The 25894-nt window shown below is 75.2% G+C and carries 25 protein-coding genes; 20 read left to right on the forward strand and 5 right to left on the reverse strand.

Going from position 1 to position 25894, the window contains the following annotated elements:
* The first annotated feature begins 90 nt into the window (after positions 1-90).
* From SJY06_RS10320 to guaA, 7 genes are all read left to right on the forward strand, one after another.
* Positions 91-828 carry an MIP/aquaporin family protein gene (locus SJY06_RS10320; RefSeq protein WP_380167223.1) on the forward strand — a complete coding sequence of 246 codons (738 nt, stop codon included), beginning with the start codon at positions 91-93 and terminating at the stop codon, positions 826-828.
* A gap of 84 nt (positions 829-912) precedes the next feature.
* Positions 913-2433, forward strand: a complete 1521-nt coding sequence (gene glpK, locus SJY06_RS10325) for a glycerol kinase GlpK (protein ID WP_380167225.1) — start codon at positions 913-915, stop codon at positions 2431-2433.
* A gap of 65 nt (positions 2434-2498) precedes the next feature.
* Entirely contained in the window at positions 2499-4271 is a 1773-nt protein-coding gene (locus SJY06_RS10330) for a glycerol-3-phosphate dehydrogenase/oxidase (RefSeq protein ID WP_380167227.1), read from the forward strand.
* Positions 4272-4338: 67 nt separating this feature from the next.
* A complete protein-coding gene (locus SJY06_RS10335) occupies positions 4339-5961 on the forward strand; it encodes a succinic semialdehyde dehydrogenase (protein WP_380167229.1) in 1623 nt (540 codons plus the stop codon).
* On the forward strand, positions 5958-7667 hold the full coding sequence (locus tag SJY06_RS10340) for an FAD-dependent oxidoreductase (RefSeq protein WP_380167231.1): 1710 nt from the start codon (positions 5958-5960) through the stop codon (positions 7665-7667). Before SJY06_RS10335 ends, SJY06_RS10340 begins: the two co-directional genes overlap by 4 nt.
* Before the next feature lie 70 nt (positions 7668-7737).
* Entirely contained in the window at positions 7738-8892 is a 1155-nt protein-coding gene (locus SJY06_RS10345) for a hypothetical protein (RefSeq protein WP_380167233.1), read from the forward strand.
* Between the two features lie 26 nt (positions 8893-8918).
* Complete coding sequence (gene guaA / locus SJY06_RS10350; RefSeq protein WP_380167235.1) at positions 8919-10499, forward strand: glutamine-hydrolyzing GMP synthase; 1581 nt, start codon at positions 8919-8921, stop codon at positions 10497-10499.
* Positions 10500-10560: 61 nt separating this feature from the next.
* Here the strand turns inward: guaA and SJY06_RS10355 are convergent, their stop codons facing one another.
* Positions 10561-11049, reverse strand: coding sequence for a GNAT family N-acetyltransferase (locus tag SJY06_RS10355; protein WP_380167237.1), 489 nt, complete (start codon positions 11047-11049; stop codon positions 10561-10563).
* Positions 11050-11239: 190 nt separating this feature from the next.
* Here SJY06_RS10355 and SJY06_RS10360 point away from each other — a divergent pair, with 190 nt between their 5' ends.
* The 7 genes from SJY06_RS10360 to SJY06_RS10390 all read left to right on the forward strand — a co-directional run bounded on the left by SJY06_RS10360 (position 11240) and on the right by SJY06_RS10390 (position 15815).
* A complete protein-coding gene (locus SJY06_RS10360) occupies positions 11240-11563 on the forward strand; it encodes a hypothetical protein (RefSeq protein ID WP_380167239.1) in 324 nt (107 codons plus the stop codon).
* A gap of 104 nt (positions 11564-11667) precedes the next feature.
* Complete coding sequence (locus tag SJY06_RS10365) at positions 11668-12222, forward strand: peptidase (RefSeq protein WP_380167241.1); 555 nt, start codon at positions 11668-11670, stop codon at positions 12220-12222.
* 99 nt (positions 12223-12321) lie between these two features.
* Positions 12322-13143 (forward strand): SURF1 family protein, encoded by an 822-nt coding sequence (locus tag SJY06_RS10370; protein WP_380167243.1) that lies wholly within the window; start codon positions 12322-12324, stop codon positions 13141-13143.
* A complete protein-coding gene (locus tag SJY06_RS10375; RefSeq protein ID WP_380167245.1) occupies positions 13140-13481 on the forward strand; it encodes a DUF3817 domain-containing protein in 342 nt (113 codons plus the stop codon). The genes SJY06_RS10370 and SJY06_RS10375 overlap by 4 nt, the downstream gene beginning before the upstream one ends.
* On the forward strand, positions 13478-14452 hold the full coding sequence (locus SJY06_RS10380; RefSeq protein WP_380167247.1) for an NUDIX hydrolase: 975 nt from the start codon (positions 13478-13480) through the stop codon (positions 14450-14452). The genes SJY06_RS10375 and SJY06_RS10380 overlap by 4 nt, the downstream gene beginning before the upstream one ends.
* Positions 14453-14773: 321 nt before the next feature.
* Positions 14774-15433 carry a glutathione S-transferase C-terminal domain-containing protein gene (locus SJY06_RS10385; RefSeq protein WP_380167249.1) on the forward strand — a complete coding sequence of 220 codons (660 nt, stop codon included), beginning with the start codon at positions 14774-14776 and terminating at the stop codon, positions 15431-15433.
* A gap of 22 nt (positions 15434-15455) precedes the next feature.
* A complete protein-coding gene (locus SJY06_RS10390) occupies positions 15456-15815 on the forward strand; it encodes a hypothetical protein (protein ID WP_380167251.1) in 360 nt (119 codons plus the stop codon).
* A gap of 4 nt (positions 15816-15819) precedes the next feature.
* On the opposite strand, the gene SJY06_RS10395 is transcribed toward SJY06_RS10390, so the two are convergent.
* Together SJY06_RS10395 and SJY06_RS10400 are read right to left on the reverse strand one after the other, a co-directional pair.
* Positions 15820-16653, reverse strand: a complete 834-nt coding sequence (locus SJY06_RS10395) for an SMP-30/gluconolactonase/LRE family protein (protein WP_380167252.1) — start codon at positions 16651-16653, stop codon at positions 15820-15822.
* Positions 16654-16807: 154 nt separating this feature from the next.
* Complete coding sequence (locus SJY06_RS10400) at positions 16808-17533, reverse strand: PIG-L deacetylase family protein (RefSeq protein WP_380167254.1); 726 nt, start codon at positions 17531-17533, stop codon at positions 16808-16810.
* A 147-nt stretch (positions 17534-17680) separates the two neighbouring features.
* Here SJY06_RS10400 and pcrA point away from each other — a divergent pair, with 147 nt between their 5' ends.
* From pcrA to SJY06_RS10415, 3 genes are all read left to right on the forward strand, one after another.
* Positions 17681-20134: a DNA helicase PcrA gene (gene pcrA / locus SJY06_RS10405; protein WP_380167256.1), complete on the forward strand. Its 2454-nt coding sequence runs from the start codon at positions 17681-17683 to the stop codon at positions 20132-20134.
* 64 nt (positions 20135-20198) lie between these two features.
* Entirely contained in the window at positions 20199-20585 is a 387-nt protein-coding gene (locus SJY06_RS10410) for a PadR family transcriptional regulator (RefSeq protein ID WP_380167258.1), read from the forward strand.
* 1 nt (position 20586) lies between these two features.
* Positions 20587-21147: a hypothetical protein gene (locus tag SJY06_RS10415; protein ID WP_380167260.1), complete on the forward strand. Its 561-nt coding sequence runs from the start codon at positions 20587-20589 to the stop codon at positions 21145-21147.
* 40 nt (positions 21148-21187) lie between these two features.
* On the opposite strand, the gene SJY06_RS10420 is transcribed toward SJY06_RS10415, so the two are convergent.
* Positions 21188-21652, reverse strand: coding sequence for a cobalamin B12-binding domain-containing protein (locus SJY06_RS10420; RefSeq protein ID WP_380167262.1), 465 nt, complete (start codon positions 21650-21652; stop codon positions 21188-21190).
* Between the two features lie 184 nt (positions 21653-21836).
* Here SJY06_RS10420 and sucC point away from each other — a divergent pair, with 184 nt between their 5' ends.
* The 3 genes from sucC (at position 21837) to SJY06_RS10435 (ending at position 25453) form a co-directional block, all read left to right on the forward strand.
* Positions 21837-23009 (forward strand): ADP-forming succinate--CoA ligase subunit beta, encoded by a 1173-nt coding sequence (sucC, locus tag SJY06_RS10425; RefSeq protein ID WP_380167264.1) that lies wholly within the window; start codon positions 21837-21839, stop codon positions 23007-23009.
* Positions 23010-23025: 16 nt separating this feature from the next.
* Entirely contained in the window at positions 23026-23925 is a 900-nt protein-coding gene (gene sucD, locus SJY06_RS10430) for a succinate--CoA ligase subunit alpha (RefSeq protein WP_380167266.1), read from the forward strand.
* Between the two features lie 88 nt (positions 23926-24013).
* Positions 24014-25453 carry a DUF6350 family protein gene (locus tag SJY06_RS10435; protein WP_380167268.1) on the forward strand — a complete coding sequence of 480 codons (1440 nt, stop codon included), beginning with the start codon at positions 24014-24016 and terminating at the stop codon, positions 25451-25453.
* Here SJY06_RS10435 and SJY06_RS10440 read toward each other — a convergent pair.
* Positions 25434-25886 (reverse strand): hypothetical protein, encoded by a 453-nt coding sequence (locus SJY06_RS10440; protein WP_380167270.1) that lies wholly within the window; start codon positions 25884-25886, stop codon positions 25434-25436. The genes SJY06_RS10435 and SJY06_RS10440 overlap by 20 nt on opposite strands.
* Positions 25887-25894: the final 8 nt, after the last annotated feature.

The raw sequence follows: 25894 nt of genomic DNA on the forward strand, positions 1-25894 counted from the left end.
TGTCCGGCATGCACCCCCTCCATAGCGTCGTCGGCCAGGACGTGACAGCGTCCCGGTCCCGTCACGGGGCCCCTGAGCGAAGGAGCTCGTATGGAGGAGACGTCTCTGGCGACGGTGTTCGTCTCGGAGGTCATCGGGACCGGGCTGCTGCTGCTGCTCGGCTGCGGCGTGGTCGCCAACGTGTCGCTGGCCCGGAGCAAGGGAGCCGGTGGCGGCTTCCTGCTCGTCAACTTCGGCTGGGGGCTCGGCGTGTTCGCCGGGGTCTACGGGGCCTACAAGTCCGGCGCCCACCTCAACCCGGCCGTCACGGTCGGCCTGCTGGCCAACGGGGCGGGGGAGTACGCCCCCGGCGTCCCGATCACGGCCGCGTCGACCCTGACGTACCTCGTGGCCACCGTGCTGGGCGGGGTGCTCGGCGCGACGCTGGCCTACCTGGCCTACAAGAAGCAGTTCGACGCCACCGAGGACCGGGCCGTGCTGCTCGGGGTGTTCTCGACCGCGCCGGAGGCCCGCAGCCCGGTGTGGAACCTCACCACCGAGGTGATCGGCACGTTCGTGCTGGTCTTCGTCATCATCCTGTTCGGCGAGACCCCGGCCGAGCTGGGGGCGCTGCCCGTGGCGCTGCTCGTCGTCGGCATCGGCGCGTCGCTGGGCGGGCCCACGGGCTACGCCATCAACCCCGCCCGCAACCTGGGTCCCCGCATCGCCCACGCCCTGCTGCCGATCCGGGGCAAGGGCAGCAGCGACTGGGGCTACGCCTGGGTGCCGGTCGTCGGCCCGCTGCTGGGCGGGGCCCTCGGCGGGCTCGCGGCCGCGGCCTACATCTAGTGACCCACGACCAGGCACGACATCCTGAGGGCAGCGCAGGCCGCCGCCCCACCCGCACCAACTCAACGGAGAGGACGTACTGACATGGCTGACTTCGTCGGAGCCGTCGACCAGGGGACCACCAGCTCACGCTTCATGATCTTCGACCACCAGGGCAACGAGCGGGGCAAGTACCAGCTCGAGCACGAGCAGATCCTGCCGCAGGCCGGCTGGGTCGAGCACAACCCGGTGGAGATCTGGGAGCGGACCTCATCGGTCATCAAGACCGCCCTCAACCGCGCCGGGCTGACCGGCAGCGACCTGGCCGCGCTCGGCATCACCAACCAGCGCGAGACGGCCGTGGTGTGGGACCGGCGGACCGGCCGGCCGTACTACAACGCGATCGTCTGGCAGGACACCCGCACCGACCGGATCGCCAAGCGGCTGGACGCCGACGGGCGCGGCGACGTGATCCGCCACAAGGCGGGCCTGCCCCCGGCCACGTACTTCTCCGCCGGCAAGGTCCAGTGGATCCTGGAGAACGTCGACGGCGTCCGCGAGGCGGCCGAGCAGGGCCACGCGGTCTTCGGCAACACCGACAGCTGGCTGCTGTGGAACCTGACCGGCGGCGCCGACGGCGGGGTCCACGTCACCGACCCGACCAACGCCTCCCGCACGATGCTGATGAACCTGGAGACGCTGGACTGGGACGACGAGCTGCTGGGCTTCTTCGACATCCCCCGGCAGATGCTGCCCGAGATCAAGCCGTCGTCCCTGGCCGAGGGCTACGGCACGACGCTGCGCAACGGACCCGCGGGGGCCGAGGTGCCGCTGACCGGTGACCTGGGCGACCAGCACGCCGCCATGGTCGGCCAGGTGTGCTTCGCCCCCGGCGAGGCCAAGAACACCTACGGCACCGGCAACTTCATGCTCCTCAACACCGGCGAGGAGCTGGTGCGGTCCGAGGCCGGCCTGCTGAGCACCGTCTGCTACCAGTTCGGCGACGACAAGCCCGTCTACGCCCTTGAGGGCTCCATCGCCGTGACCGGCTCGGCCGTGCAGTGGCTGCGCGACCAGCTCGGCGTCATCAGCGGCGCCTCGCAGTCGGAGTCGCTGGCCCGGCAGGTGCCCGACTCCGGCGGGGTCTACTTCGTGCCCGCGTTCTCCGGGCTGTTCGCGCCCTACTGGCGCTCCGACGCCCGCGGGGCGATCGTGGGCCTGTCCCGGTTCAACACCAACGCGCACCTGGCCCGGGCGACGCTGGAGGCCATCTGCTACCAGTCCAAGGACGTCGTGGACGCGATGGAGAAGGACTCCGGGGTGCACCTGGAGGTGCTCAAGGTGGACGGCGGCGTGACCGCCAACGACCTGTGCATGCAGATCCAGGCCGACGTCCTGGGCGTCGAGGTCTCCAAGCCCGTCGTGGCCGAGACCACGGCGCTGGGTGCCGCGTACGCGGCCGGTCTCGCGGTCGGGTTCTGGCAGAACACCGACGAGCTGCGCGAGAACTGGAACGAGGGCGCCCGCTGGAGCCCGGAGTGGGACGACCAGCAGCGCGCGACGGGCCACGCCCAGTGGAAGAAGGCGGTCCAGCGGACGTTGGACTGGGTGGACGTCGACGACTGAGACCACCCGCACCATGGACAGCACGCACCCGCACCCGGCCCCACCGACCCCGAGGACGTGACCCCGTGACCGAGACGGCGAGCACCGCCCCCCTGACCCCCGCCCCCGAGATGATCGGCCGAGAGCTGTCCCACCGGGGCCGGCTGGGCCCGGTCGACCGAGAGCACGCCCTGGAGCGCATGCAGAGCCAGGAGCTCGACGTCGTCGTGGTCGGCGGCGGCGTGGTCGGCACGGGTGCGGCGCTCGACGCCGCCACCCGCGGCCTGACCACCGCGCTCATCGAGGCGCGGGACTACGCCTCGGGCACGTCCAGCCGCTCCAGCAAGCTCGTCCACGGCGGCCTGCGCTACCTGGAGATGCTCGACTTCGGCCTGGTCCGCGAGGCGCTGCGCGAGCGCGGCCTGATCCTGACCCGGCTGGCGCCCCACCTGTGCCGGCCGGTGCCGTTCCTGTACCCCCTCACCCACCGGGTCTGGGAGCGCGCCTACATCGGCTCGGGGATCATGCTCTACGACCTGATGAGCCTGGGCGGCGGCCACTCGACCGGGGTGCCGTTCCACAAGCACCTGACCGGCAAGCAGGTGCAGAAGCTCGTCCCGTCGCTGCGCAAGGACGCCATGGTCGGGGCGATCCAGTACTACGACGCCCAGATCGACGACGCCCGCCACACCATGGGCCTGGCCCGCACCGCCGCCGCCTACGGCGCGTTGGTGGCCAGCCGCACCCGGGTCACCGGGTTCCTGCGCGAGGGCGAGCGCGTCGTGGGCGTCGTGGCCACCGACCTGGAGTCCGGGCGCACCATCGAGGTCCGGGCCAAGCAGGTCATCAACGCCACAGGCGTGTGGACCGACGACACCCAGGACATGGTCGGTGGGCGCGGGCAGTTCAAGGTCCGGGCCAGCAAGGGCATGCACCTGGTGGTGCCCAAGGACCGGATCCAGTCCACCACCGGCATGATCATGCGGACCGAGAAGTCGGTGCTGTTCCTGATCCCGTGGGGCCGGCACTGGATCATCGGCACCACCGACACCGACTGGGAGCTGGACAAGGCGCACCCGGCCGCGTCCAGCACCGACATCCAGTACCTGCTCGACCACGTCAACGCCGTGCTCGAGCGGCCCCTGCACAAGGAGGACGTCGAGGGCGTCTACGCCGGGCTGAGGCCGCTGCTGTCGGGGGAGTCGGACTCCACGTCCAAGCTGTCGCGCGAGCACGTCGTGGCCCACCCGGTGCCGGGACTGGTCGTCGTGGCGGGCGGCAAGTACACGACCTACCGGGTGATGGCCAAGGACGCCGTCGACGAGGCGGTGCGCTCGCTGCCGTTCCGGGTGCCGGACTCGTGCACCGAGAACGTCCCCATGGTCGGGGCCGCGGGGTACACGGCCGCCTGGAACTCCCGGGTCCGCAAGGCCGAGGCCTCCGGGGTGCACGTGGCGCGCGTCGAGCACCTGCTGGGCCGCTACGGCACCGACGTCGACGACCTGCTGGCCCTGGTGGCCGGGGACGACGACCTCGCCCAGCCGCTGCCCGGGGCCGAGGACTACCTGCAGGCCGAGGTGGTCTACGCCTGCAGCCACGAGGGCGCCCGGCACCTGGAGGACGTGCTGGCCCGCCGGACCCGGATCTCGATCGAGACCTTCGACCGGGGGGTGGCCGCGGCCCGGCCCGCGGCGGAGCTGATGGCCCGGGTGCTCGGCTGGGGGCAGGAGCAGGTCGACCGCGAGGTCGAGCACTACCTGGCCCGGGTGGCCGCGGAGCGCGAGAGCCAGGAGCAGCCCGACGACGAGACCGCCGACGCCGTGCGGCTGGGGGCCCCGGAGGTCGTGCCGCTGCGCTGAGCGGGCCGCGGGGTGCGCCACGCGTCGACCGGCCCCGGCCGGGGGCCGCGGACGTACGCTGGCGGGCGTGTCCACACCGACGTCGGGCCTCCGGCCCGCAGCGACCTCCGACGCGGGGCCCGCGGCCCGGCGTGCCGTGGTCGGGGCGGGCGAGGTGGTGGACCCCGGGCTGGTCCGGGACCACCTGGCCCGGCTGAGCGGTCGGGGGGCGCCGCTGGCGGTCCTGGCCCCCGCCACGGGGGAGACCGTGGCCGCCGTCACCGGCAGCACCCCGGGCGACGTCGCGGCTGCGGCCGCCCGGGCCCGGGCGGTGCAGCCCGGCTGGGCGGCGCGAGGGGTGCGCTCGCGGGCCCGGGTGGTGCTGGCCGTGCACGACCGGGTGCTGGCCCGCCGCGACGAGCTGACCGACCTCGTCCAGCTGGTGACGGGCAAGGCCCGGGCCGACGCCTTCCTCGAGGTGGTCGGGGTGCTGCAGGTGTGCCGGTGGACGGCGCGGCGGGGCCCGGCCCTGCTGGCTCCGCAGCGCCGGGCGGGGTTCGTGCCCGGGGCGACCACGGCCGTGGTGCGGCGTGAGCCGGCCGGGCTGGTGGGCAACGTCGCAGCCTGGAACTACCCGCTGGTGTTCCTGCTCGGCGACACCGTGCCGGCCCTGCTCGCCGGCAACGCGGTGCTGCTCAAGCCCGACCTGCGCTCGACCCCGCTGGCCGGTGCCGTGCTGGGGCTGCTGGCCGAGGCGGGGGTGCCCGAGGGCCTGGTGGCCGGCCTCGCCGGTGGCTCGGCCGAGCTGGGCGAGGCCGTGGTGGACAGCGTGGACCACGTGCTGTTCACCGGTTCCGAGCGGGTCGGGCGGCAGGTGGCGGCCCGCGCCGGGGCCCGGCTGGTGGGCTGCACCCTGGAGCTGGGTGGCAAGAACGCGCTGTACGTGGCCGCCGACGCCGACGTCGGGCGGGCCGCGGCGGCCGCGGTGCGGGACTGCTTCGGCGGCGCGGGGCAGACCTGCACCTCCAGCGAGCGGCTGTACGTGCACGCCGACGTGGCCGAGGAGTTCACCCGGGCCTTCGTCGCGGGTGTCGAGGCGCTGCGGCTGGGCTGGCGGCGCGACCACGAGGTCGACCTGGGCAGCCTGGTCTCGCCCGAGCACGTCGAGCACGTCCTGTCCCACGTGCGCGACGCCACCGACCGCGGCGCGCGCGTGCTGACCGGGGGCACGGCCCGGCCGGACCTGGGGCCGTCGTTCATGTCGCCCACCGTGCTCGCGGACGTCCCGGCCGACGCGGTGTGCGCCCGCGAGGAGACCTTCGGACCACTGGTGTCGCTGCGGGTGGTGACCGACGACGCGCAGGCCCTGGCGCTCATGAACGACACCGCCACGGGCCTGATGGCCAGCATCTGGTCCCGCGACGTCGCCCGCGCGCAGGCGCTCGCGGCCCGGGTGCGCACGGGGACGGTCGTCGTCAACGAGGTGCACCTGGTGGCGTGGGGGTCCATCGCGGCGCCGATCGGCGGCTGGGGTACCTCGGGCCTCGGGCGCCGCTACGGCGTGGAGGGGCTGCACGAGGTCACCCGCACCCGCACGGTCGTCACCCAGCGGACCCCGGTCACCGGCTGGGTGATGGGGGCGCGCCCCGCGACGCGCGGCCGGCTGCTCGGGGCGGCCGCGACGCTGCAGCGACGGCTGGGGCTGCCGTGAGCGGGTCGGACGCACCGGCCGGGGCGCCCCGCCTCGACCACGACGTCGTGGTCGTCGGGTCGGGGTTCGGGGGCTCGGTGGCGGCGCTGCGCCTGGCCGAGAAGGGCTACGACGTGCTGGTCCACGAGGCCGGGCGACGCTTCGCCGACGCCGAGCACGCCCGCACCTCGTGGGACCTGCCGCGCTACCTGTGGGCGCCGCGGCTGGGCTGGTTCGGGGTGCAGCGGATCCACCGCCTGCCCCACGTGCTGGTCCTGGCCGGGGCGGGGGTGGGCGGCGGCTCGCTCAACTACGCCAACACGCTGTACCGGCCGCCGTCGGCGTTCTACCGCAGCGGGCCGTGGGCCGAGGTCGCGGACTGGGAGCGCGAGCTGGCGCCGCACTACGACACCGCCGAGCGGATGCTGGGGGTGACCACCAGCCCGTTCGACGGCCCGGTCGAGCAGGCCATGCGGCGCACCGCCGAGGACATGGGGGTGGGCGACACCTTCCGCTCCGTGCCGGTCGGGGTGTTCCTGCCCACGCCGACCGTGCCCGCCGGGCGGACCACGGCCGACCCGTACTTCGCCGGGGCGGGGCCGGCCCGGACGGCCTGCACCGGCTGCGGCAACTGCATGGTCGGCTGCCGGGTCGGGGCCAAGAACACGCTGGTCAAGAACTACCTGCACCTGGCCGAACGGGCGGGGGCGCGGATCGAGCCGCTGCGCACGGTGACCCGGGTGGAGCCGCTGGACCGGGACGACCTGACCCGGGGCTGGCGGGTGAGCACCGAACGCACCGGGGCGCCGGGCCTGGGCGGGCTGCGGCGGCGGCGGACCTCCGTCACCTGCCGCGACGTGGTGCTGGCGGCCGGTGCCTGGGGGACCCAGTCGCTGCTGCACCGGATGCGGGCCGAAGGCGTGCTGCCCGACCTGCCGGCGGCCCTGGGCACCCTGACCCGCACCAACTCCGAGGCCCTGGTCGGGGCGGTGGCCGACCGGGTCCCGCCCGGGGTCGACCTGACCCGCGGGCTCGCGATCACGTCCTCGTTCCACCCAGACGCCGACACCCACGTGGAGAACTGCCGCTACGGGGCCGGCTCGGACGCAATGGGCCTGCTGGCGACGCTGCTGGTGGACGGCGGGGGCCGGTCCCGTCCGCTCGGCTTCGTCGCGCAGGCGGTGCGGCACCCGGTGCGCTGGCTGCGCAGCCTGGGGGTGCGGGGCTGGAGCCGGCGGGCGGTCATCGGGCTGGTCATGCAGTCGCGCGACAACTCGCTGACCACGTCGTGGCGACGGGGCCGGCTGACCTCCGCCCACGGCCACGGCGAGCCCAACCCCACCTGGATCCCGGCCGGTCACGAGGCCGTCCGCCGGCTCGCGCTGCGGCTGCAGCAGACGACGGGGGTGCGGACCCGGCCCGGGGGCACGGTGGTCGACGTCCTGGACATCCCGATGACGGCGCACTTCCTGGGGGGCTGCCCGATCGGGGCCGACCCCGCGACGTCGGTGCTGGACGCCCGGCAGCAGGTGCACGGCCACCCCGGCCTGCACGTGGTCGACGGGGCCGCGGTGAGCGCCAACCTCGGCGTCAACCCGTCGCTCACGATCACGGCCCAGGCCGAGCGGGTGTTCGCGGCGTGGCCCGCCCGGACCCCACCCTCGGCGCTCACGCAGCGCGACGGGACCACTCCGTCGGGTCAGCAGACCACCCGGAAGGTGACGTAGGGGGACGACTCGCCCCCCGAGCAGGGCCGAACGCATGACAGGGCGTGCACCGACGCGGTCTGATCAGCCCATGCGCGCACCCGGGGGCCGACCCGCCCGCCCCGCCGTCCTGCTGCTGTCCGTCGGGACGGCCCTCGGGCTGCTGCTGGGCGGCGCCGCCCCCGCGCTCGCCGCCGTGCCCGGTACCGGCGAGGTCGCCCCGGCGGGTGAGGTCCTGCACCGCTCCACCCTGACGCCGGGTCTGGCCGTCGCCGCCGACTGCTCGGGCGCGACGGTCGAGCTGCCGCTGGTGGGACCGGTGACCTGGTGGGTCGACTCGGCCACCGGCAGCCGGGTGGCGCGGGCGACCACCGTCACCGTCGACCCGCGCGGCACCACGGGCCTGCGTGCCGTCCTGTCGCAGGGGGCCGTGTTCGCCGACGGCGGCACCAGCACCGCCTGGAGCGTGGGGCCGGGCGGCGACCTGGCCACCGGGTGCAGCAGCACGCCGCCGCCCCCCGAGCCCGTGCCGCCGACGACCACCCCGTCGCCCGTCCCGCCGGCGACCGCCGGACCAGTCCCGGCCAAGCCCGTGCCGCCCAAGCCCGTGCCGCCCAAGCCTGCGCCGGTCAAGCCCGTGCCGGTCAAGCCCGTGCCGGTCAAGCCCGTGCCGGTCAAGCCCGTGCCGGCCGAGCCTGCGCCGGTCAAGCCCGTCCCGACGGAGCCGGCCCCGACGGAGCCGGCCCCGGCGGAGCCCGTCCCGACGAAGCCTGCGGTCCCTTCGGCGACGGAGCGGCCCGAGCCGTCCGAGTCGGGCGAGCCGTCGCCCGCCTCCGCGGGGTCGTCGACCCGTCCGAGCACGGGGGCCGGGTTCGCGACGCCCGCAGCCGCACGCGCCGAGCACGGGACCGCGCGTCGGTCGGCCTCGCCCATGGTGCCCGCCGCACCGGTCGGCCCGGCCTCGGTCGGCGCGCAGACCCGGGCCGACGCCGCCGCGGCGACCACCGGCACCAGCCCGGCCGCCGCTCGCGGCACCCTGCCGGGTGGGACGGCCGACGTGCGGCCCGTCGCCGCTGCCGACCGGCCCGCTGCCGACCAGCCCGTCGCCATCCAGGCCGTCGCGGCCCCGGCCCCCGCCCTGGACCCTGCGGGCCCGGGGACCGGCCCGACGGTGGGGCTGGCGGTCGGGCTGCTGGCGCTGCTGCTGGGTGCCGGGGCCGTCACCGTCGCCCGTCGCGCCCGGTGAGCGTGGCCCGCCACTAGCCTGGCCGGGTGACCGAACCCGCCACGACCCACCCGACCGTCCTCGTCGTCGACTTCGGCGCCCAGTACGCGCAGCTGATCGCCCGGCGGGTCCGCGAGGCCCGCGTCTACAGCGAGATCGTGCCCCACACGATGCCGGTCGGCGAGATGCTCGAGCGCAACCCGGCCGCCATCATCCTGTCCGGCGGGCCGTCGTCGGTGTACGCCGAGGGAGCGCCCGACGTGGGTGCCGAGCTGTTCGAGGCCGGGGTGCCCGCGTTCGGCATCTGCTACGGCTTCCAGGCCATGGCCCGCGCGCTGGGCGGCACCGTGGAGCAGACCGGCCGGGCCGAGTTCGGCGGCACGGAGCTCGACGTCGTCTCCGGCGACTCGACCCTGTTCCACGGCCTGCCGATGCAGCAGTCGGTGTGGATGTCGCACGGCGACGCCGTCACGCAGGCCCCGGCCGGCTTCGAGGTCGTCGCCCGCACCGCCGGCACCCCCGTCGCCGCGTTCGAGGACCCGGAGCGCAGGCTGGCCGGGGTGCAGTTCCACCCCGAGGTGCTGCACTCCGCCCACGGCCAGGCCGTCCTCGAGCACTTCCTGCACGAGATCGCCGGCATCGCCCCGACCTGGACCATCGGCAACGTCATCCACGACCAGGTCGAGGCCATCCGCGCGCAGGTCGGCGACTCCCGCGCGGTGTGCGGGCTGTCCGGGGGCGTGGACTCCTCCGTCGCCGCGGCGCTGGTGCAGCGGGCCATCGGCGACCGGCTCACCTGCGTGCTGGTCGACCACGGCCTGCTGCGCGAGGGCGAGGTCGAGCAGGTCGAGCAGGACTTCGTCGCCGCCACCGGGGTCGACCTGGTCGTGGTCGACGCCTCCGAGCGGTTCCTGGCCGCGCTGGCCGGGGTGACCGACCCCGAGACCAAGCGCAAGGTGATCGGTCGGGAGTTCATCCGCGTCTTCGAGGCCGCCGCGGCCGACGTCGTCGCCGCGTCGCAGGCCGAGGGCGAGACCGTCGAGTTCCTGGTGCAGGGGACGCTCTACCCGGACGTCGTGGAGTCCGGCGGCGGCAACGGCACCGCGGTCATCAAGAGCCACCACAACGTGGGCGGGCTGCCCGAGGACCTGCAGTTCTCGCTGGTCGAGCCGCTGCGGACGCTGTTCAAGGACGAGGTGCGCCGCGTCGGCCTCGAGCTGGGCGTGCCGGAGGACATCGTCTGGCGCCAGCCGTTCCCCGGGCCCGGCCTGGGCATCCGGATCATCGGCGAGGTGACCGCCGACCGCCTCGCCACGCTGCGCCGGGCCGACGCGATCGTCCGGGAGGAGCTGACCGCCGCCGGCCTGGACCGCGAGGTGTGGCAGTGCCCGGTCGTGCTGCTGGCCGACGTGCGCAGTGTGGGCGTGCAGGGGGACGGGCGCACCTACGGCCACCCGGTGGTGCTGCGGCCGGTGAGCAGCGAGGACGCCATGACCGCCGACTGGACCCGGCTGCCCTACGACGTGCTGCAGAAGGTGTCGACCCGGATCACCAACGAGGTCCGCGAGGTCAACCGGGTCGTCCTCGACGTCACGAGCAAGCCGCCGGGCACCATCGAGTGGGAGTGACGCGGCCCGTCGAGGGCAACTACACCTAGGCCGGGTCGCCCGCTCAGGTCGGGTCGCCCGCTCAGGTCGGGTCGGCGCGCAGCAGCACGCCCTGGCCGCCGGCGACGAAGCCCTCGCCGAGCAGGCGGGGGGCCCGGAGCACCTCGACGAAGCCCAGGTCCGCATGCAGGGCGAGGGACGCCTCGTTGTCGGCCGCGGCCATCGACCACACCGGCTCGCCGGCTCCGCGCAGCTCGGCCAGCAGCAGCCCGAGCAGGCGGCGGGCGTGGCCGCGTCGACGGTGGGCCGGGTCCACCACGGCCCCGGTGAGCCACCGGCCGGCGGGGGCCGGGTCGTCCGGGTCGGCGGGGGCACGTACCCCGCAGCGGGCGTAGGCCACGACGACGTCGTCCTGCTCGGCCACCAGCACGCGCTCCCCACCGGCCAGGGCCTGCTCCAGCCGGGCCGCCCAGCCCTCGGGGTCGGCCCCGTGGTGGGCGTGGACCAGCCGGGCCAGGGCGGGCACGTCGTGCCGGGTCGCGACGCGGTGCGAGCAGGGCCCCGGTGGCATCGCCCGACGGTAACCGGGCCCTGCGGGGGTCGCAGGTCAGTGCGGCGCGGTGCGGTGGTCGTCGCGGCGGGGTGGTCGTGGCGGTGCGGTCCGGCGGGGTCGGCGTACCGACCAGCGACACCGGACGGGGGTCGGGCGGTCGTGACCGCCTGACGCGGGCAATCGTGTCGCTGGTCGGTACCCTCCCGCGGTGCGAGCGCTGACCGAGGGCGAGCTGCAGGCCACCGTCAGCCCGCGGCCCCGGCCCTGCGGGGTCGGCGAACAGCTGTGGACCGCGGTGGAGACGTACGTCGCGGCCGTCCCGGCCGCCGACTGGCAGGGCCACCTGCCCCGCGAGCTGGGGGTACCCAAGGCGTACGCCATGCGGGGCGGTCGCTGGGTGCACGTGCTCGTGGACACCGTCGAGCCCCGCGTGGCCATGGTCGTGGTGCTCAACCTCAGCGACGGCGTCGTGCACGGGCACCGGCTGCTGGACCTGCGCCGGCCCCCGGTCGCGGGCCCGTCGGCGGGGTGAGCGAGCGGCCTGGCACTCAAGGGATCTTGTGTGCCAGCCGATGCAGCACGCACGCTGTCGCCCCCGCGGGACCGCACGGTCCCCGGCGTCAGGGGAGGTGTGCCGTGGACCCACGACAGGACAGGCCCGACCGGACCAGCGCGCCCGCGGTGGGCGTCGCCCCGCTGCACCGGGCCGGTGACGGCTTGGCCGGCTTCCTCGTGTCGGGCCGGTGGCCCGACAGCACCCGGGAGTGGGTGCAGCTGCTCACCCTGGCGGTGCGGGTGGCCACCACGCCCGGGCTGCTGCCGACCACGTCGCTGTTCAGCGCCAGCGAGACCCGCCCCGACGACGACGGCGTCCCCGACGCGGTGGGCCTGGTGCGCCTGGTCGGACGGGCGCTGGACCCCTCGGCGACCTCGACCCGCCCGCAGCGCCCGCCCGTGGCCCTGCTGCTGCTGCACCCGCCCGCCGAGACGCCGTCCACCACCCCCGAGGTCGACGGCGTGGCCAGCGGCTGCGTCCTGCTGCCGGGCGCACCTCACCTGGGCCTGGACCACCGGGCGGCCTGGGTGGAGGCCGAGCCGGACGGCACGGTCACGCGCCTGGTCAGCCGCCGCGGCATCGACCCGTCGCAGGACGTCGACACCGCCGTGCTGGCGCTGCTCATGGCGGCCTGAGGCGTCCGGGCGCCCCGGGCGGCCGGCGCGACCCGGCCGCCGCCCGGGTGCCCCGGGGCCGCGGGACCCACCGGCCCCCGGGGTCCGTACGCTGGGGGTGTGGCCCGCACCCTGCTGACGTGGCGATGGGCGGCGTCCACCGCCCTGCTCCTCGCGGCGGTGGTGACCATGGTGCTGCTGGGCAACTGGCAGTGGGAGCGCAGCGTCCCCGTCCCGACCGAGGCGGCCGTCGACCTGGCCGAGGTCCGCCCCGCCGACCTGCCCGAGGTCACCACCGTGTCCCGCGAGGCCGGCGACGGCGCCCTGGTGCCCGAGGGGGCGTCGGGGGAGCTGGTGCGCGTCGAGGGCCGCTGGCGCGCCGACCGGTCGACGCTGGTCGCCCAGCGCGAGCTCGACGGCCGTGACGGGCTCTGGCTGGTGACCGCCGTCGAGCTGGCCGACGGCGGGCTCGTCCCGGTCGTGCGTGGCTGGGTGCCCGCCGGCACGACCGCCGCGGACGTCCCGGCCCCGGCCGGGGGCACGGTGCAGGTCGTGGGCTGGGTGCAGCAGTCGGAGCCGCTGGACATCCCCGTGCCCGTGGTGCAGCCCGACGGCGTCGTCCCGCTGCTGTCCACGGCCGACCTGGCCAACCGCTGGCCCGAGCAGCTGGTCCCCGGGTTCGTCGTCGTGGCCCCCACCCCCGGGCAGGCCGACGCGGCCGGGGTGGTCGTGCTGCCGCAGCCGCCGACCGAGCTCACCGAGGCGCGCGACTGGCGCAACCTCGCCTACTCCGCCCAGTGGTTCGTGTTCGCGGCCTTCGCGGTCGTGCTGTGGTGGCGCATGCTGCGCGACGACGTCGCCCGCCGGGAGGCCGCCGCGGAGGCGGCCGTGCGGGCCCGTCCGAGCGATCGTCCCGTCCCGTCCGAGAGGAGCACCGCGTGAGGTCGGCCCTGCTGAGGTTCCGTGTCGTCGCCTGGGTCGTGGGGGTGTTCCTCATCCTGCTGACCGTCGGGATCCTGCTGCGCTACACCGACCTGTTCGGCTACCGCACCGACGTCGTGTCCACCACCGTCAGCCCCATCCACGGCTTCGGGTACATGCTCTATCTGGCCACCGGCATCGACCTGGCCAGCCGGCGCCGGTGGCGCCCGCTCACCACGCTGGGCGTGCTGCTGGCCGGCACCGTGCCGTTCCTGTCGTTCTACGCCGAGCGTCGGGTCAGTGCCGACGTCCGGGCCGCCCTGGACGAGCGCGAGGCGGCCGGCACCGGCGCCACGTGAGGGCGGTCCAGCGGCTGGCGGCCTACGCCCTGCTTCGGCCCGGTCCCGGCGACGACGTGGTCCTCGTCGAGGCGTCCCGGCGCTCCGACCTGGCGGGCCGCTGGTTCCTGCCCGGCGGCGGGGTGGACCACGGCGAGCACCCCGACGACGCCGTCGTGCGCGAGGTCGCCGAGGAGACCGGGCTACGGGTCCGGCCGGAGCGGCTCGTGCAGGTGCTCACCGACGTGCTCGACCTGCCCCACCGGGGGGTCCAGGTGCACACCGTGCGCTGCGTGTACCAGGTGGCCGTCGTCGGGGGCAGGCTCCGCCCCGAGCGGGACGGCTCCTCCGAGCAGCTCGCCGTCCTCGGCCCCGCGTCCGCCGCCCGGCTGCCCCTGGCGCCCTACGTCGCGCGGGCGCTGGGCCTGCCCGAGGTGCCCCTGGGGCCGCTGCGTCCCGACCTCGACGCGCTGCAGCCGCTGTCCGGGGTGGGCGGGGCCGAGCAGGGCCCCGGCGTGGCGGGCGACGCGGTGCCGAGGCTGCGGATCGGCGTCTACGGCCTGGCCCTGCGCGGCACGGGTCCCGCGGAGCAGCTGCTGCTGACCCGGCTGGCCGACCACGTCGGCGGCGAGCAGCGGTGGACGCTGCCGGGCGGCGGGCTCGACCACTGCGAGACCGTCGAGGCCGGGCTGCACCGCGAGCTGCACGAGGAGACCGGGCTGCGGGTCGAGGCGGCCGAGCTGCTGGGCCTGAGCAGCACCCACTTCACGGGTCGGGCCCCGACGGGTCAGCTCGAGGACTTCCACGGCGTGCGCCTGGTGCACCGGGTGGCCGTCGGTGACGGCCTGCCGCGGGTGGTGGAGGTCGGCGGCTCCACGGCCGAGGCGCGCTGGGTGCCCCTGGCCGAGGTGGCCGGGCTGGGGGTGGGCACGCTCGTGCACGACGCGCTCGACCTGCTGGGGCACCCGCTCGCTCGTAGCATCGGGGAGTGAGCACCCCGCCGACGACGGCCCAGTTCGCCACCGAGACCTCGGCCCGCGGGGAGTGGACGCGTCAGGCGAACCACTTCACGGGCCGCACCAGCCGCGACAGCACGTCGGGACCGGGGGAGGGCCCGGACCCGCAGGGCCGCTGGCCCGTGGAGCCCGGCCGCTACCGCCTGGTGGTGTCGCTCGCCTGCCCCTGGGCCCACCGGGCCGTGATCGTGCGCGGCCTGCTCGGCCTGCAGGACGCGATCTCCCTGGCCGTGGTCGACCCGATCCGCGACGAGGCGGGCTGGCGGTTTCTGGCTCGACGAGGGCCGCCGCGACCCGGTGCTGGGCGTCGAGCACCTGTCGGAGGTGTACCTGGCCAGCGACCCGTCGTTCGCCGGCCGGGTGACCGTGCCCTGCCTGGTCGACACCCTGACCGGCCAGGTCGTGACCAACGACTACCCGCAGATCACCCTCGACCTGTCGACCGAGTGGGTCGAGCACCACCGCGCCGGTGCCCCCGACCTGTGGCCCGAGGCCGAGCGCGAGGCCATGCAGCCGCTGATCGACGCCGTCTACGCCGACGTCAACAACGGGGTGTACCGCTGCGGCTTCGCCACCGAGCAGGACGCCTACGAGCAGGCCTACGACCGGCTGTTCAGCCGCCTCGACGAGCTGGAAAGGCGGCTCGGCGCCTCCCGGTTCCTCATGGGGGACGAGCCGCGTGAGGTCGACGTCCGGCTCTTCACCACGCTGGTGCGCTTCGACGCGGCGTACCACGGCCACTTCAAGTGCAACCGGTCGAAGCTGACCGAGCTGCCCAACCTGTGGCGCTACGCCCGTGAGCTGTACGCACGACCCGGCTGGGGAGACACGGTCGACCTCGACCACATCAAGCGGCACTACTACGGCACCCACGCCCAGATCAACCCGACCGGGATCGTGCCGAAGGGTCCCGACCCGTCGGGCTGGCCCCCCGCCGCGCCTGCCGCGACGGGCTGATCACGGCCCGTAGGGTGCCGGCATGACGATCCTCTACGGCGTCCTCGTGGTGGTCCACCTCATCGGCATGGCCGGTGTCGTCGGGGGGTGGATGTCCGCCGTCCGCGAGCCCCGGATCGTGCCGGCGATGGTGCACGGCGCCCTGACCGCGCTGGTCACCGGGCTGCTGCTCGTCGGCCTCAGCTACCCGGTGTTCGACGGGGACAACATCGACAACGCCAAGATCACGGTCAAGCTGGTGGTGGCGCTCGCGATCGCGGTGCTGGTGTGGGTCAACCGCGGCAAGGACGGCATCCCCAAGGGGCTGCTGCACGGCATCGGCGGGCTCGCGCTGGTCAACGTGGCCGTGGCCGTGCTGTGGAGCGACCGCTTCCTCGGCTGAGCCGTCAGCCGGGGGCAGCCGGGACGTCGACCTGCACCGCGACGACCTCTCCGGCCACCCCCGTCGCCTCGCCCCAGTCCTGCACCACGACGAACAGGGTGCGTCCGTCGGGCCCGCCGAGCACGCACGAGAAGCAGCCCCGCCCGAGCTCGACCGTCTCCAGCACCTGCCCGCCCTCGAGGACCCGGACGCAGCGGCGGGCCGGCACGTCGGCGTACCAGAGGGCGCCCTCGGCGTCGACGCAGACGCCGTCGGGGGTGCCGTCGCCCAGGTCCGCCCAGACCCGCCGCCCGTGCAGCGCGCCGCCCGGCCCGACCGCGAACGCCGTCACCCGGTGGGCGTGCGACTCCGCCACCAGCAGCGTGGCGCCGTCGTCGACCAGGGCCATGCCGTTGGGGAACCGCAGGTCCTCGGCCACGCGGGTCACCGTGCCGTCCGCGGCGACCGCGGCGAGGAACCCGGCACCCTCCTGCACCCGGGGGAAGTCGAAGCCGATCGCGTTCACCCACGCCGTGCCGTCCGGGCCGACGAGCACCTCGTTCCACGGCGGGTCGCCCACGATCCCCAGCTCGGCGTGCACGGCCAACGAGCCGTCCCGCTCCTGCCGCAGCAGCTGGCCGGTGGTCGAGCTGACGACGTGGAGCCGACCCGCCGCGTCGAGGTCGACGCAGAGCGGGAACGAGTCGCACCGGGCCACCACCTCGTCGTGGCCGTCCCCGTCGAGGCGCCGGACCTCGCCCGCCCCCCAGTCCGACACGTACAGCGACCCGCCGTGCCAGCGGGGGGACTCCCCGAACGACAGCCCCGACAGCACCACCCGGCCCGTCCGACGCGCCACGGCCCTCACCTCCCGGTCAGGGGCCGGCCCGGGCGGGCCGGCCGTCGGGGTGGGGACCGCCGGACCGGGCGGAACTGATCGGTGGTCGCGGGCGGTGGGTCGGCCCAGCCGGGCCCAGTCGGGCCCAGTCGGGCCCAGCCGGGCCCAGCCGGGCTCAGCCGAGCTCGGACACCAGGTAGGTCTCGGCCAGACGACCGACGTCCAGCCCGGCCAGGACCGCGTTCCGCGTGCCCCAGTCCCGCAGCAGCGGCTCCAGCCGGTCGGCCATGTGCGTGGTCTGGCTGCGGTGCTCGCGCAGCGCGGCCAGCTTGCGCTCGAACGTGTCGGTGACGTCGACGGCGTGGTCGGCCCCCGGGTGCCCGGCGATGAACACCTCCGTGACGACCCACGGCTCCAGCCCCTCGTCGGCCAGCATCTCCGGCCACGCGAACGGGTTGCGGGCCGTGGGGTAGATCGCGCGGATCGCGGCCTCGCCGGCGGCCAGGTGGTCGGAGTGCGAGGCGGGCAGGCGCTGGTAGTTGCGCTCCGGGCTCTGGATGATCATCCGCTGCGGCCGCACCTGGCGGATCACGCGGGCGATGTCGCGCTCCAGCTCACGGGTGGGCTCGACCCAGCCGTCGCGGTAGCCGTCGAGGAAGCGGACGTCGCTGACGCCCACGGCCGCGGCCGCGGCCCGCTGCTCCGCCTCGCGCAGCGCCGCCATCTGCTCCCGGGGCGTGTCGTCGAAGCCACCCTGGTCGCCGCGGGTGACGAGCAGGTACGTGACCTCGACGCCGGCGTCGACCCAGGCCGCGACCGTCCCCGCGCAGCCGAAGTCGATGTCGTCCGGGTGCGCGGCCACGGCCAGGGCGCGCTCGATCTCGGTGTCGGGTCTGGGCACGGCGGTGTCTCCTGGGGTGGTCGCGGTGTCGACGGTTCCACGGGCTGCGTCAGCGTAGGTGCGGACCGCGGCACCCGCACGACCCGCCCCGGTCGGCCTGTGGGCGAGGCGTGGCCGGGGCCCCGGCCGCCGTAGGATCGGACGAGCATGAGCACCCTCTTCGACGACCTCCCCCAGGTGCCCGTCCTCGGCGCGGTGCGGCAGCGCCACCCCGCCGCCGGCGGGGTGGCCGACCTGGACGCCCTGCTCGCCGACCTCAACCCCGCCCAGCGCGAGGCGGTCACCCACGCCGGCTCGCCGCTGCTGGTGGTGGCGGGGGCGGGCTCGGGCAAGACCCGGGTGCTGACGTACCGGATCGCGCACCTGCTGGCCGCGCGCGGCGTCCGTCCCGGCGAGGTGCTGGCCATCACGTTCACCAACAAGGCCGCCGCCGAGATGCGCGAGCGGGTCGAGGCGCTGGTCGGGCCGCGGGCCGCCTCGATGTGGGTCTCCACGTTCCACTCCGCCGCGGTGCGCATCCTGCGCTACGAGGCCAAGCGGCTGGGCCTGCGCTCGCAGTTCTCGATCTACGACGCCGCGGACTCCCAGCGCCTGGTCGGGATCACGGTCCGCGACCTGGACCTGGACCCCAAGAAGTACCCGGCCCGGGCCCTGGCCTCGCGCATCTCCACCCTCAAGAACGACCTGCTCGACCCCGACGACTACGCCGCCACGGTGGCCGACGGCACCACCGACGAGCAGGTGCTGCTCGACGTCTACCGCGGTTACACCCGACGGCTGCGCGAGGCGCACGCGCTGGACTTCGACGACCTGATCATGCAGGTCGTCCGTCTGTTCCAGACCTTCCCCGAGGTGGCCGAGCACTACCGCCGCCGGTTCCGGCACGTGCTCGTCGACGAGTACCAGGACACCAACCACGCCCAGTACACGCTGGTGCGGGAGCTCGTGGGCGGCTACGACAAGGAGCTGCCGGGCACGGACCAGGAGCTGGCCGAGGCCGAGGCGTCCCGGCCGTCGGGGCCGAGCGGCTCGGCGCCGCCGGTGGGTCCGAGCGAGCTGACGGTGGTCGGTGACGCGGACCAGTCCGTCTACGCCTTCCGCGGCGCCACCATCCGCAACATCGAGGAGTTCGAGGCGGACTACCCCGACGCCCACGTGGTCCTGCTGGAGCAGAACTACCGCTCGACCCAGACCGTCCTGGACGCCGCCAACGCCGTCATCGCCCGCAACCCCAACCGCAAGGAGAAGCGGCTGTGGACCGCGGCCGGGGTGGGCGAGAAGATCGTCGGCTACGTCGCGGACTCCGAGCACGACGAGGCCGCGTTCGTGGTCGAGGAGATCGACCGGCTGCGCGACGAGCACGGCCTGTCCTACGGCGACGTCGCGGTCTTCTACCGGACCAACAACCAGTCGCGGGCCATGGAGGAGGTGCTCGTCCGCACCGGGGTGCCCTACGTCGTGGTGGGTGGCACCCGGTTCTACGAGCGGCGCGAGATCAAGGACGCCATGGCCTACCTGCGGGCCCTGGCCAACCCCGACGACTCGGTCAACCTGCGTCGGATCATGAACGTGCCCAAGCGCGGCATCGGCGACCGGGCCGAGGCCCTGGTCGCGGGCCACGCCGACGGGCGCCGGATCAGCTTCGGCGCGGCCCTGGCCCAGCTGGACGACGTGCCGGGCCTGGCCGCCCGCTCGTTCAACGCCGTCAAGGCGTTCACCGAGATGATGGACGAGCTGCGCACGGTCGTGGAGTCCGGCGCCAGCGTCGAGGCCGTGCTGGCCGCGGTGCTGGACCGTTCCGGCTACCTGGCCGAGCTGCGCGGCAGCGCCGACCCGCAGGACGAGGGCCGCCTGGACAACCTGTCCGAGCTGCTGGGCGTGGCGCAGGAGTACGACGTGGCCAACCCCGACGGCAGCCTGGCCGAGTTCCTGGAACGCACGTCGCTGGTGGCGGACTCCGACGCCATCCCGGACCGGCCCGAGGGCGAGGACGATGAGCCGATGGGGCCCGCCGACGCCGGTCAGGTCACGCTGATGACGCTGCACACGGCCAAGGGCCTGGAGTTCCCCGTCGTGTTCCTCACCGGCATGGAGGACGGCACGTTCCCGCACATGCGGTCCCTGGACGACCCGGTCGGCATCGCCGAGGAGCGGCGGCTGGCCTACGTCGGCATCACCCGGGCCCGCGAGCGGCTCTACCTGTCCCGGGCGGGCGTGCGCAGCGCCTGGGGCCAGCCGCAGTACTTCCCGGCCAGCCGGTTCCTCGACGAGGTGCCGAAGGAGCTCGTCACCTGGAAGCGCGACGCCTCGGCGGTCGACGCGGCCGGCATGGGCATGCGGTCCGGCTCGGAGGCCTACAGCACCGGGCGCGCGCTGACGCCGGCGATGGCCGCGCTGGCCATGCGGCCCGGGGTGCGCAGCACGGGCAACCGCGCCGTGGTCCGGCTCGAGCCGGGAGACCGGGTCAGCCACGACTCGTTCGGGCTCGGCTCGGTGGTGACGGTGTCGGGCGAGGGCGACAAGGCGGTGGCCACGATCGACTTCCGGGGGCTGGGGGAGAAGCGGCTGCTGCTGCGCTACGCCCCGGTGGAGAAGCTCTGAGGCGCTGCACTGGTCGACGTCGAGTACTTGACATAGCAAAGTAGAGGCTCGTACGGTCCTGGGCATGCCGACGGTGGAGCCGCAGATGCTCAAGGGCGTCCTCGCCCTGCTCCTGCTGCGACTCGTCGCCGAGCAGGAGGACTACGGCTACTCGCTGGTCCAGCGGCTGCGCGCCGCCGGCCTGCCGGACGCGGCCGAGGGGAGCGTCTACCCGGCGCTGGCCCGGCTCGAGGCCCGGGGGCTGCTGGTCCCGCGCATGGTGCGCGAGGGCCGGGGGCCCGGGCGGCGGTACTACTCGCCGTCCGTCGCGGGGCTGGAGGAGGCGACGCGGCTCGAGCAGTCGTGGGAGGCCGTCGGGGCCGCGGTCCGGGCCACCGCCCGCCGGACCGACGTGCCGGTGGGCGCGGACGAGGGGGCCGGCAGGGCGCCGGTCCCCACCAGGGGAGGCTGACATGGACGCTGCAGGGATCGACGGGACCACGGGCCTGGACCGGGGCGCCGACGAGGCCGGACGGCGGCCCGGCGGCCGCGACCGGGCGCGGATCTGGTGGGCGGTGCTGCGGCTCGACGGGTGGCAGACCTGGTACGCCGTCCCCGGTCGTACGGGCCGGGCGATGCGGCAGGAGCTCGCCGCCAACCTGCGCGACGCCGCGGGCTCCGCCGGCGGGGTGGCGGCGGCCGTGCACCGCCTCGGTGGCCTGCGCGAGCTGGCCCGCGAGGCCGCCTTCGACGACGGCAGGCCGGGCTGGGAGCGGGGCGCGATGGCCGCCGTGGTGGCCTTCACCCTGGTCCTGCTGGTCCAGCTGCTGCTGTCGTTCGTGTACGTCGACGGGCTGCTGTCCGCGGGCGGCGGGCAGGGCGTCCTGCTGGGCAACGAGGTCAGCGCCCGGGAGGACGCGGACTCCCTGACGGTGGCGACGGGACTGGGCGGCTGGGCCCTGCTGGTGGTCCCGGTCGTCTTCGTGCTCGTCGCCCGGCCGTGGCGGCTGCTGCGCCGCGCACCGGCCGGCTGAGGCGGGGCGCCTGAGGCGGGTGTGCGGCCGGCTCCACGCCTCAGACGTTGGCTCGGACCCAGTCGACGATGCTGGCCATCGTCGTGCCGGGCGTGAACACCATGGCGACCCCGGCGTCCTTGAGCAGCGGGATGTCGTCCTCGGGGATGATCCCGCCGCCGAACACGACGACGTCGTCGGCACCGGCCTCCGCGAGCAGGGCGATGACCTTGGGGAACAGCGTCATGTGCGCCCCTGACAGCACGGACATGCCCACGGCGTCGGCGTCCTCCTGGACGACGGCGGCCACGATCTGCTCGGGGGTCTGGTGCAGCCCGGTGTAGACGACCTCGACCCCGGCGTCGCGCAGCGCCCGGGCCACCACCTTGGCGCCGCGGTCGTGCCCGTCCAGGCCCGGCTTGGCGATCACCACGCGGACCGGGGGGCGCTGCTCGTCCTGCTGGGGTGCCGCTGACCGGCCCGGCGTGGGTGCCTGGTCGCGTGCCGTCTCTGCCACGTCGTCCACGCCTCGAGACTAGCCCGCCCCGCACCCCCTCCCCAGCCGCGGTGCCCGCGGGTGTGAGCACCGTCTCCCCGGCGCGCGCGGTGGCTGTCGCATCCGGCGATAGGGTTGCCACGCGCGGTAACGGCGCTACGACGCGCCCGGACCGCCTCCCGACGTCACCCACCCCAGAGGACGTGAACCAGACGTGGACCTGTACGAGTACCAGGCGCGCGACATGTTCGAGAAGCACGGCGTCCCCGTGCTCGCCGGCGAGGTCGCCACGACCCCCGAGGAGGCGCGGGCCGCGGCCGAGCGCATCGGCGGCGTCGTGGTCGTCAAGGCGCAGGTCAAGGTCGGCGGTCGCGGCAAGGCCGGCGGCGTCAAGGTCGCGAAGACCGCCGACGAGGCCGAGGCCCACGCCCGCGCCATCCTGGGCATGGACATCAAGGGCCACACCGTGCACCGCGTGATGATCGCGCAGGGCGCGGACATCGCCGAGGAGTACTACGTCTCCTTCCTGCTCGACCGCTCCAACCGCACCTACCTGGCGATGGCCAGCAAGGAGGGCGGCGTCGAGATCGAGACGCTCGCCGTCGAGCGGCCCGAGGCGCTGGCGCGGGTGCCCGTCGACGCGCTCACCGGGGTCGACGCGGCCAAGGCCGCCGAGATCGCCGCCGCGGGCGGGTTCACCGGTGACCTGGCCGACAAGGTCGCCGGCGTGCTCGAGAAGCTGTGGACCGTGTTCACCGCCGAGGACGCCACCCTGGTCGAGGTCAACCCGCTGGTGTCCACGGGGGCCGGCGACGTGGTCGCCCTGGACGGCAAGGTGACCCTGGACGAGAACGCCGGGTTCCGGCAGTCCTCCCACGCCGACCTCGTGGACTCCTCCGCGGAGGACCCGCTGGAGCAGGCCGCCAAGTCCAAGGGCCTGAACTACGTCAAGCTCGACGGCTCGGTGGGCATCATCGGCAACGGCGCCGGCCTGGTCATGAGCACCCTCGACGTGGTCGCGCAGGCGGGCGAGAAGCACGGTGGGGTCAAGCCCGCCAACTTCCTCGACATCGGCGGCGGCGCCTCGGCCGAGGTCATGGCCAACGGCCTGGAGATCATCATCTCCGACGCCCAGGTCGACAGCGTGTTCGTCAACGTGTTCGGCGGCATCACCTCCTGCGACGCGGTCGCCAACGGCATCGTCAGCGCCTTCGAGCTGCTGTCCTCGCGCGGTGAGGCCGTCACCAAGCCCCTCGTCGTCCGCCTCGACGGCAACAACGCCGAGCTGGGCCGGCAGATCCTCACCGAGGCGGCGCTCCCGGGCGTCGAGCAGGTGGACACCATGGACGGTGCGGCCGACCGCGCCGCCGAGCTGGCAGCTAGCTGAGAGGGCACGAGCAGACGTGGCAATCTTCCTGACAGGTTCTTCCAAGGTCGTCGTGCAGGGCATGACCGGCTCCGAGGGGCGCAAGCACACCCAGCGGATGCTGGCCTCGGGCACCGCCGTGGTCGGTGGGGTCACCCCCGGCAAGGGCGGGCAGAGCGTCGAGTTCACCGGCGCGGACGGCGCTCCGGTGCAGCTGCCCGTGTTCAACTCCGTCGGTGAGGCCATGGCCGCCACCGGAGCCGACACGACCGTCATCTTCGTCCCCGCCAAGTTCACGCGCGGCGCCGTGGTCGAGGCCGTCGAGGCCCAGATCCCGCTGGCCGTCGTCATCACCGAGGGCGTGCCGGTCAAGGACTCCGCGGAGTTCTACCAGCTGGCCGCCGACAGCGGCACGACCCGGCTCGTCGGCCCCAACTGCCCCGGCCTGATCAGCCCCGGGCTGGCCAACGCGGGCATCATCCCCGCCGACATCACCAAGGCCGGCCCCATCGGCCTGGTCAGCAAGTCCGGCACGCTGACCTACCAGATGATGTACGAGCTGCGGGACCTCGGCTTCACCACCTGCGTGGGCATCGGCGGCGACCCCGTCATCGGCACGACCCACATCGACTGCCTCGAGGCCTTCGAGGCCGACCCCGACACCAAGGCCATCGTCATGATCGGCGAGATCGGTGGCGACGCCGAGGAGCGCGCGGCGGCCTACATCAAGGACCACGTCACCAAGCCGGTCGTCGGCTACGTGGCCGGGTTCACCGCCCCCGAGGGCAAGACGATGGGCCACGCCGGCGCCATCGTCTCCGGCTCCGCGGGCACCGCGGCCGCCAAGGCCGAGGCGCTGGAGGCGGTCGGCGTCCGCGTCGGTCGCACCCCCAGCGAGACCGCGCGCCTGATGCGGGAGATCATCACCGCCGGCTGAGCCGGCCCCCGCCGCCCGGGCACCGACCCGGGCGGCGGTGGGGCGTGTCGCTGACCGCCCCCGCGTCGCCGCCCGCCACCATGGACCGGTGAGTGGCGTGCGCACCGACAGGACCCGTCCGGGCACCACCGGGCGGTCGCGCGGGGCGGACGCGGCCCGGCGGACCGGGTCGGGGACGCAGGCCGGGACGCAGGCCCGGAGCACGGTGCGACCGCCCGTGCGCGAGTCCCGGCCGGGGCCCTGGAGCCAGGCGTTCGCCGACCTCCGGCTCGCCGTCTCGCACGCGTCGGGAGCCGTGGCCGTGGGGCTCGTGGCCGCCGTCGGGCTGGTCGTCCTCGGCTGGGCCACGGACGCCTCGTCGGGGACCGCCTGGTCGCAGGCGGTCCGGCTCGGGTCCCACGTCTGGCTGCTGGGGCACCTGGGCGAGCTGGCGGTGCTCAGCGAGGTCGCAGCCTCCACGTCGCCCGCCGACCCGGCCACGCAGGTGGCCGGCACCGTCTCGGCCGCCCCGCTCGGGCTGTCCCTGCTGGGCGCCGCGCTGGCGTGGCGGGCCGGCCGCCGCACGGCCCGGCGCTGCGCCCCGGTGCGCTCGCTGCTGCTGTGCCTGGTGGTCGCCGCGGTCTACGCCGGGGCCGCGTGGGGCGTGGCCTGGGGCACGGACACGGCCGTCGTCACCCCCGACCCCACCGCGAGCGCGCTGGGTGCGGCGGCGCTGGCCCTGCTGGGGGCGGTGACCGGGGTGCTGGGCGTGCACGCGGACGCGCTGCTGGACCGGCTGCCGCACGTGGCCGCGGTGCAGCTGCGCCGGGTCCTCCCGGCGGCGGGGGTCGCGCTGACCGCCTGGCTGCTGGGCGCGGCCGTGCTGCTGTCGGTGGCGCTGCTGCTCGACCTGCCCACGGTCGCCGGCGTCCACGGCGCCCTGGCGCCCGGCGCGGCGGGCGGGGTGCTGCTCCTGCTGGGCCAGCTGGCCTACCTGCCCACGGCGGTCGTGTGGTCCGGTGCGGTCCTCGCCGGCCCGGGCACGAGCCTGGGCGACGGGGTCGTGACGCTGTCCGGGTCGACCGTCCTGGACGTGCCGGCCGTGCCGCTGCTGGCCGCGCTGCCCGACCCGGGCCCGTTCCCGCTGTGGGCCTACCTGGGACCGCTCGTGGTCGTGCTCGCCGGGGCGCTGGCGGGCTGGCACGCGCACCGGCACCCGAGCAGCCGCGGCGCCACCCTGACCGACCGGCTCGCGGACGCGGTGGCGGTGGCCGCGCTGGTCGGTGTCGTCACGGCCGGCCTCGCCTGGCTCGCGCGGGGCGCCCTGGGCCCGTGGGGGCCGCTGGGTCCGGACCTGCTCCTGCTGGTGGCGGCGGTGACGGCCGAGGTGCTCGTGGGGGCCCTGCTGGCCGGCGGGGCGCTGCACCTGACGTCGGGGCGTCCCATCGCGCGCCGGCGCGACGGGGCGGGGCGGGGTCAGGGTCCGCTGCGGCGGGCCCGCGCGGCCGGGAGCCGGGCCGCCGGGGCGCTCAGGGCCGGGGGACGCTGACCCCGCCGAGCTCCTCCAGCTCGTCGAACAGGGCCTGGTCGCAGCTCTCCAGCGCGGTCCGGGTCAGGGCCCGCTCCCGGCAGGACTCCTGCTCCTGCACCAGCGGGTAGGCGGCGAGCAGCACCACCTGCAGGACGGTCAGCCCCGCCGCGACCACCAGCCCGACCCCGATCAGGGCACCCGCCCCGGGACCGGGCGGCAGGCCGTCGCGGTTGCTGCGGCGGTGGGCCCGCAGCGCGCGCAGGGCGCGGACGCCCTGCACCAGGGCGAGCACCGAGAACACCAGCCCGGCCAGGCGCCACGGCATCGGCAGCGTCCGGGTGAGCTCGGCCCCCAGCACGAGCAGGAGCATCTCCAGGCCGAGCCGGACGTGCGGTCGGGAGAGCAGTGCCGCCGTGGTCCTGGTGCTGCCGCTGTCGCCGTCGTCCGCCACGGCTGCAT

This window comes from Jannaschia sp. R86511 (assembly GCF_042466345.1).
GTDB lineage: Bacteria > Actinomycetota > Actinomycetes > Actinomycetales > JBBAYJ01 > Aquipuribacter.

Excerpts from the sequence above, each read along its gene's own strand:
- SJY06_RS10355 (WP_380167237.1), bottom strand. The coding sequence starts at position 11,049 with ATGCCACCGGGGCCCTGCTCGCACCGCGTCGCGACCCGGCACGACGTG.
- pcrA (WP_380167256.1), top strand. The coding sequence starts at position 17,681 with ATGAGCACCCTCTTCGACGACCTCCCCCAGGTGCCCGTCCTCGGCGCG.
- SJY06_RS10345 (WP_380167233.1), top strand. The coding sequence starts at position 7,738 with ATGCGCGCACCCGGGGGCCGACCCGCCCGCCCCGCCGTCCTGCTGCTG.
- SJY06_RS10410 (WP_380167258.1), top strand. The coding sequence starts at position 20,199 with ATGCCGACGGTGGAGCCGCAGATGCTCAAGGGCGTCCTCGCCCTGCTC.
- SJY06_RS10390 (WP_380167251.1), top strand. The coding sequence starts at position 15,456 with ATGACGATCCTCTACGGCGTCCTCGTGGTGGTCCACCTCATCGGCATG.
- SJY06_RS10320 (WP_380167223.1), top strand. The coding sequence starts at position 91 with ATGGAGGAGACGTCTCTGGCGACGGTGTTCGTCTCGGAGGTCATCGGG.
- SJY06_RS10415 (WP_380167260.1), top strand. The coding sequence starts at position 20,587 with ATGGACGCTGCAGGGATCGACGGGACCACGGGCCTGGACCGGGGCGCC.
- glpK (WP_380167225.1), top strand. The coding sequence starts at position 913 with ATGGCTGACTTCGTCGGAGCCGTCGACCAGGGGACCACCAGCTCACGC.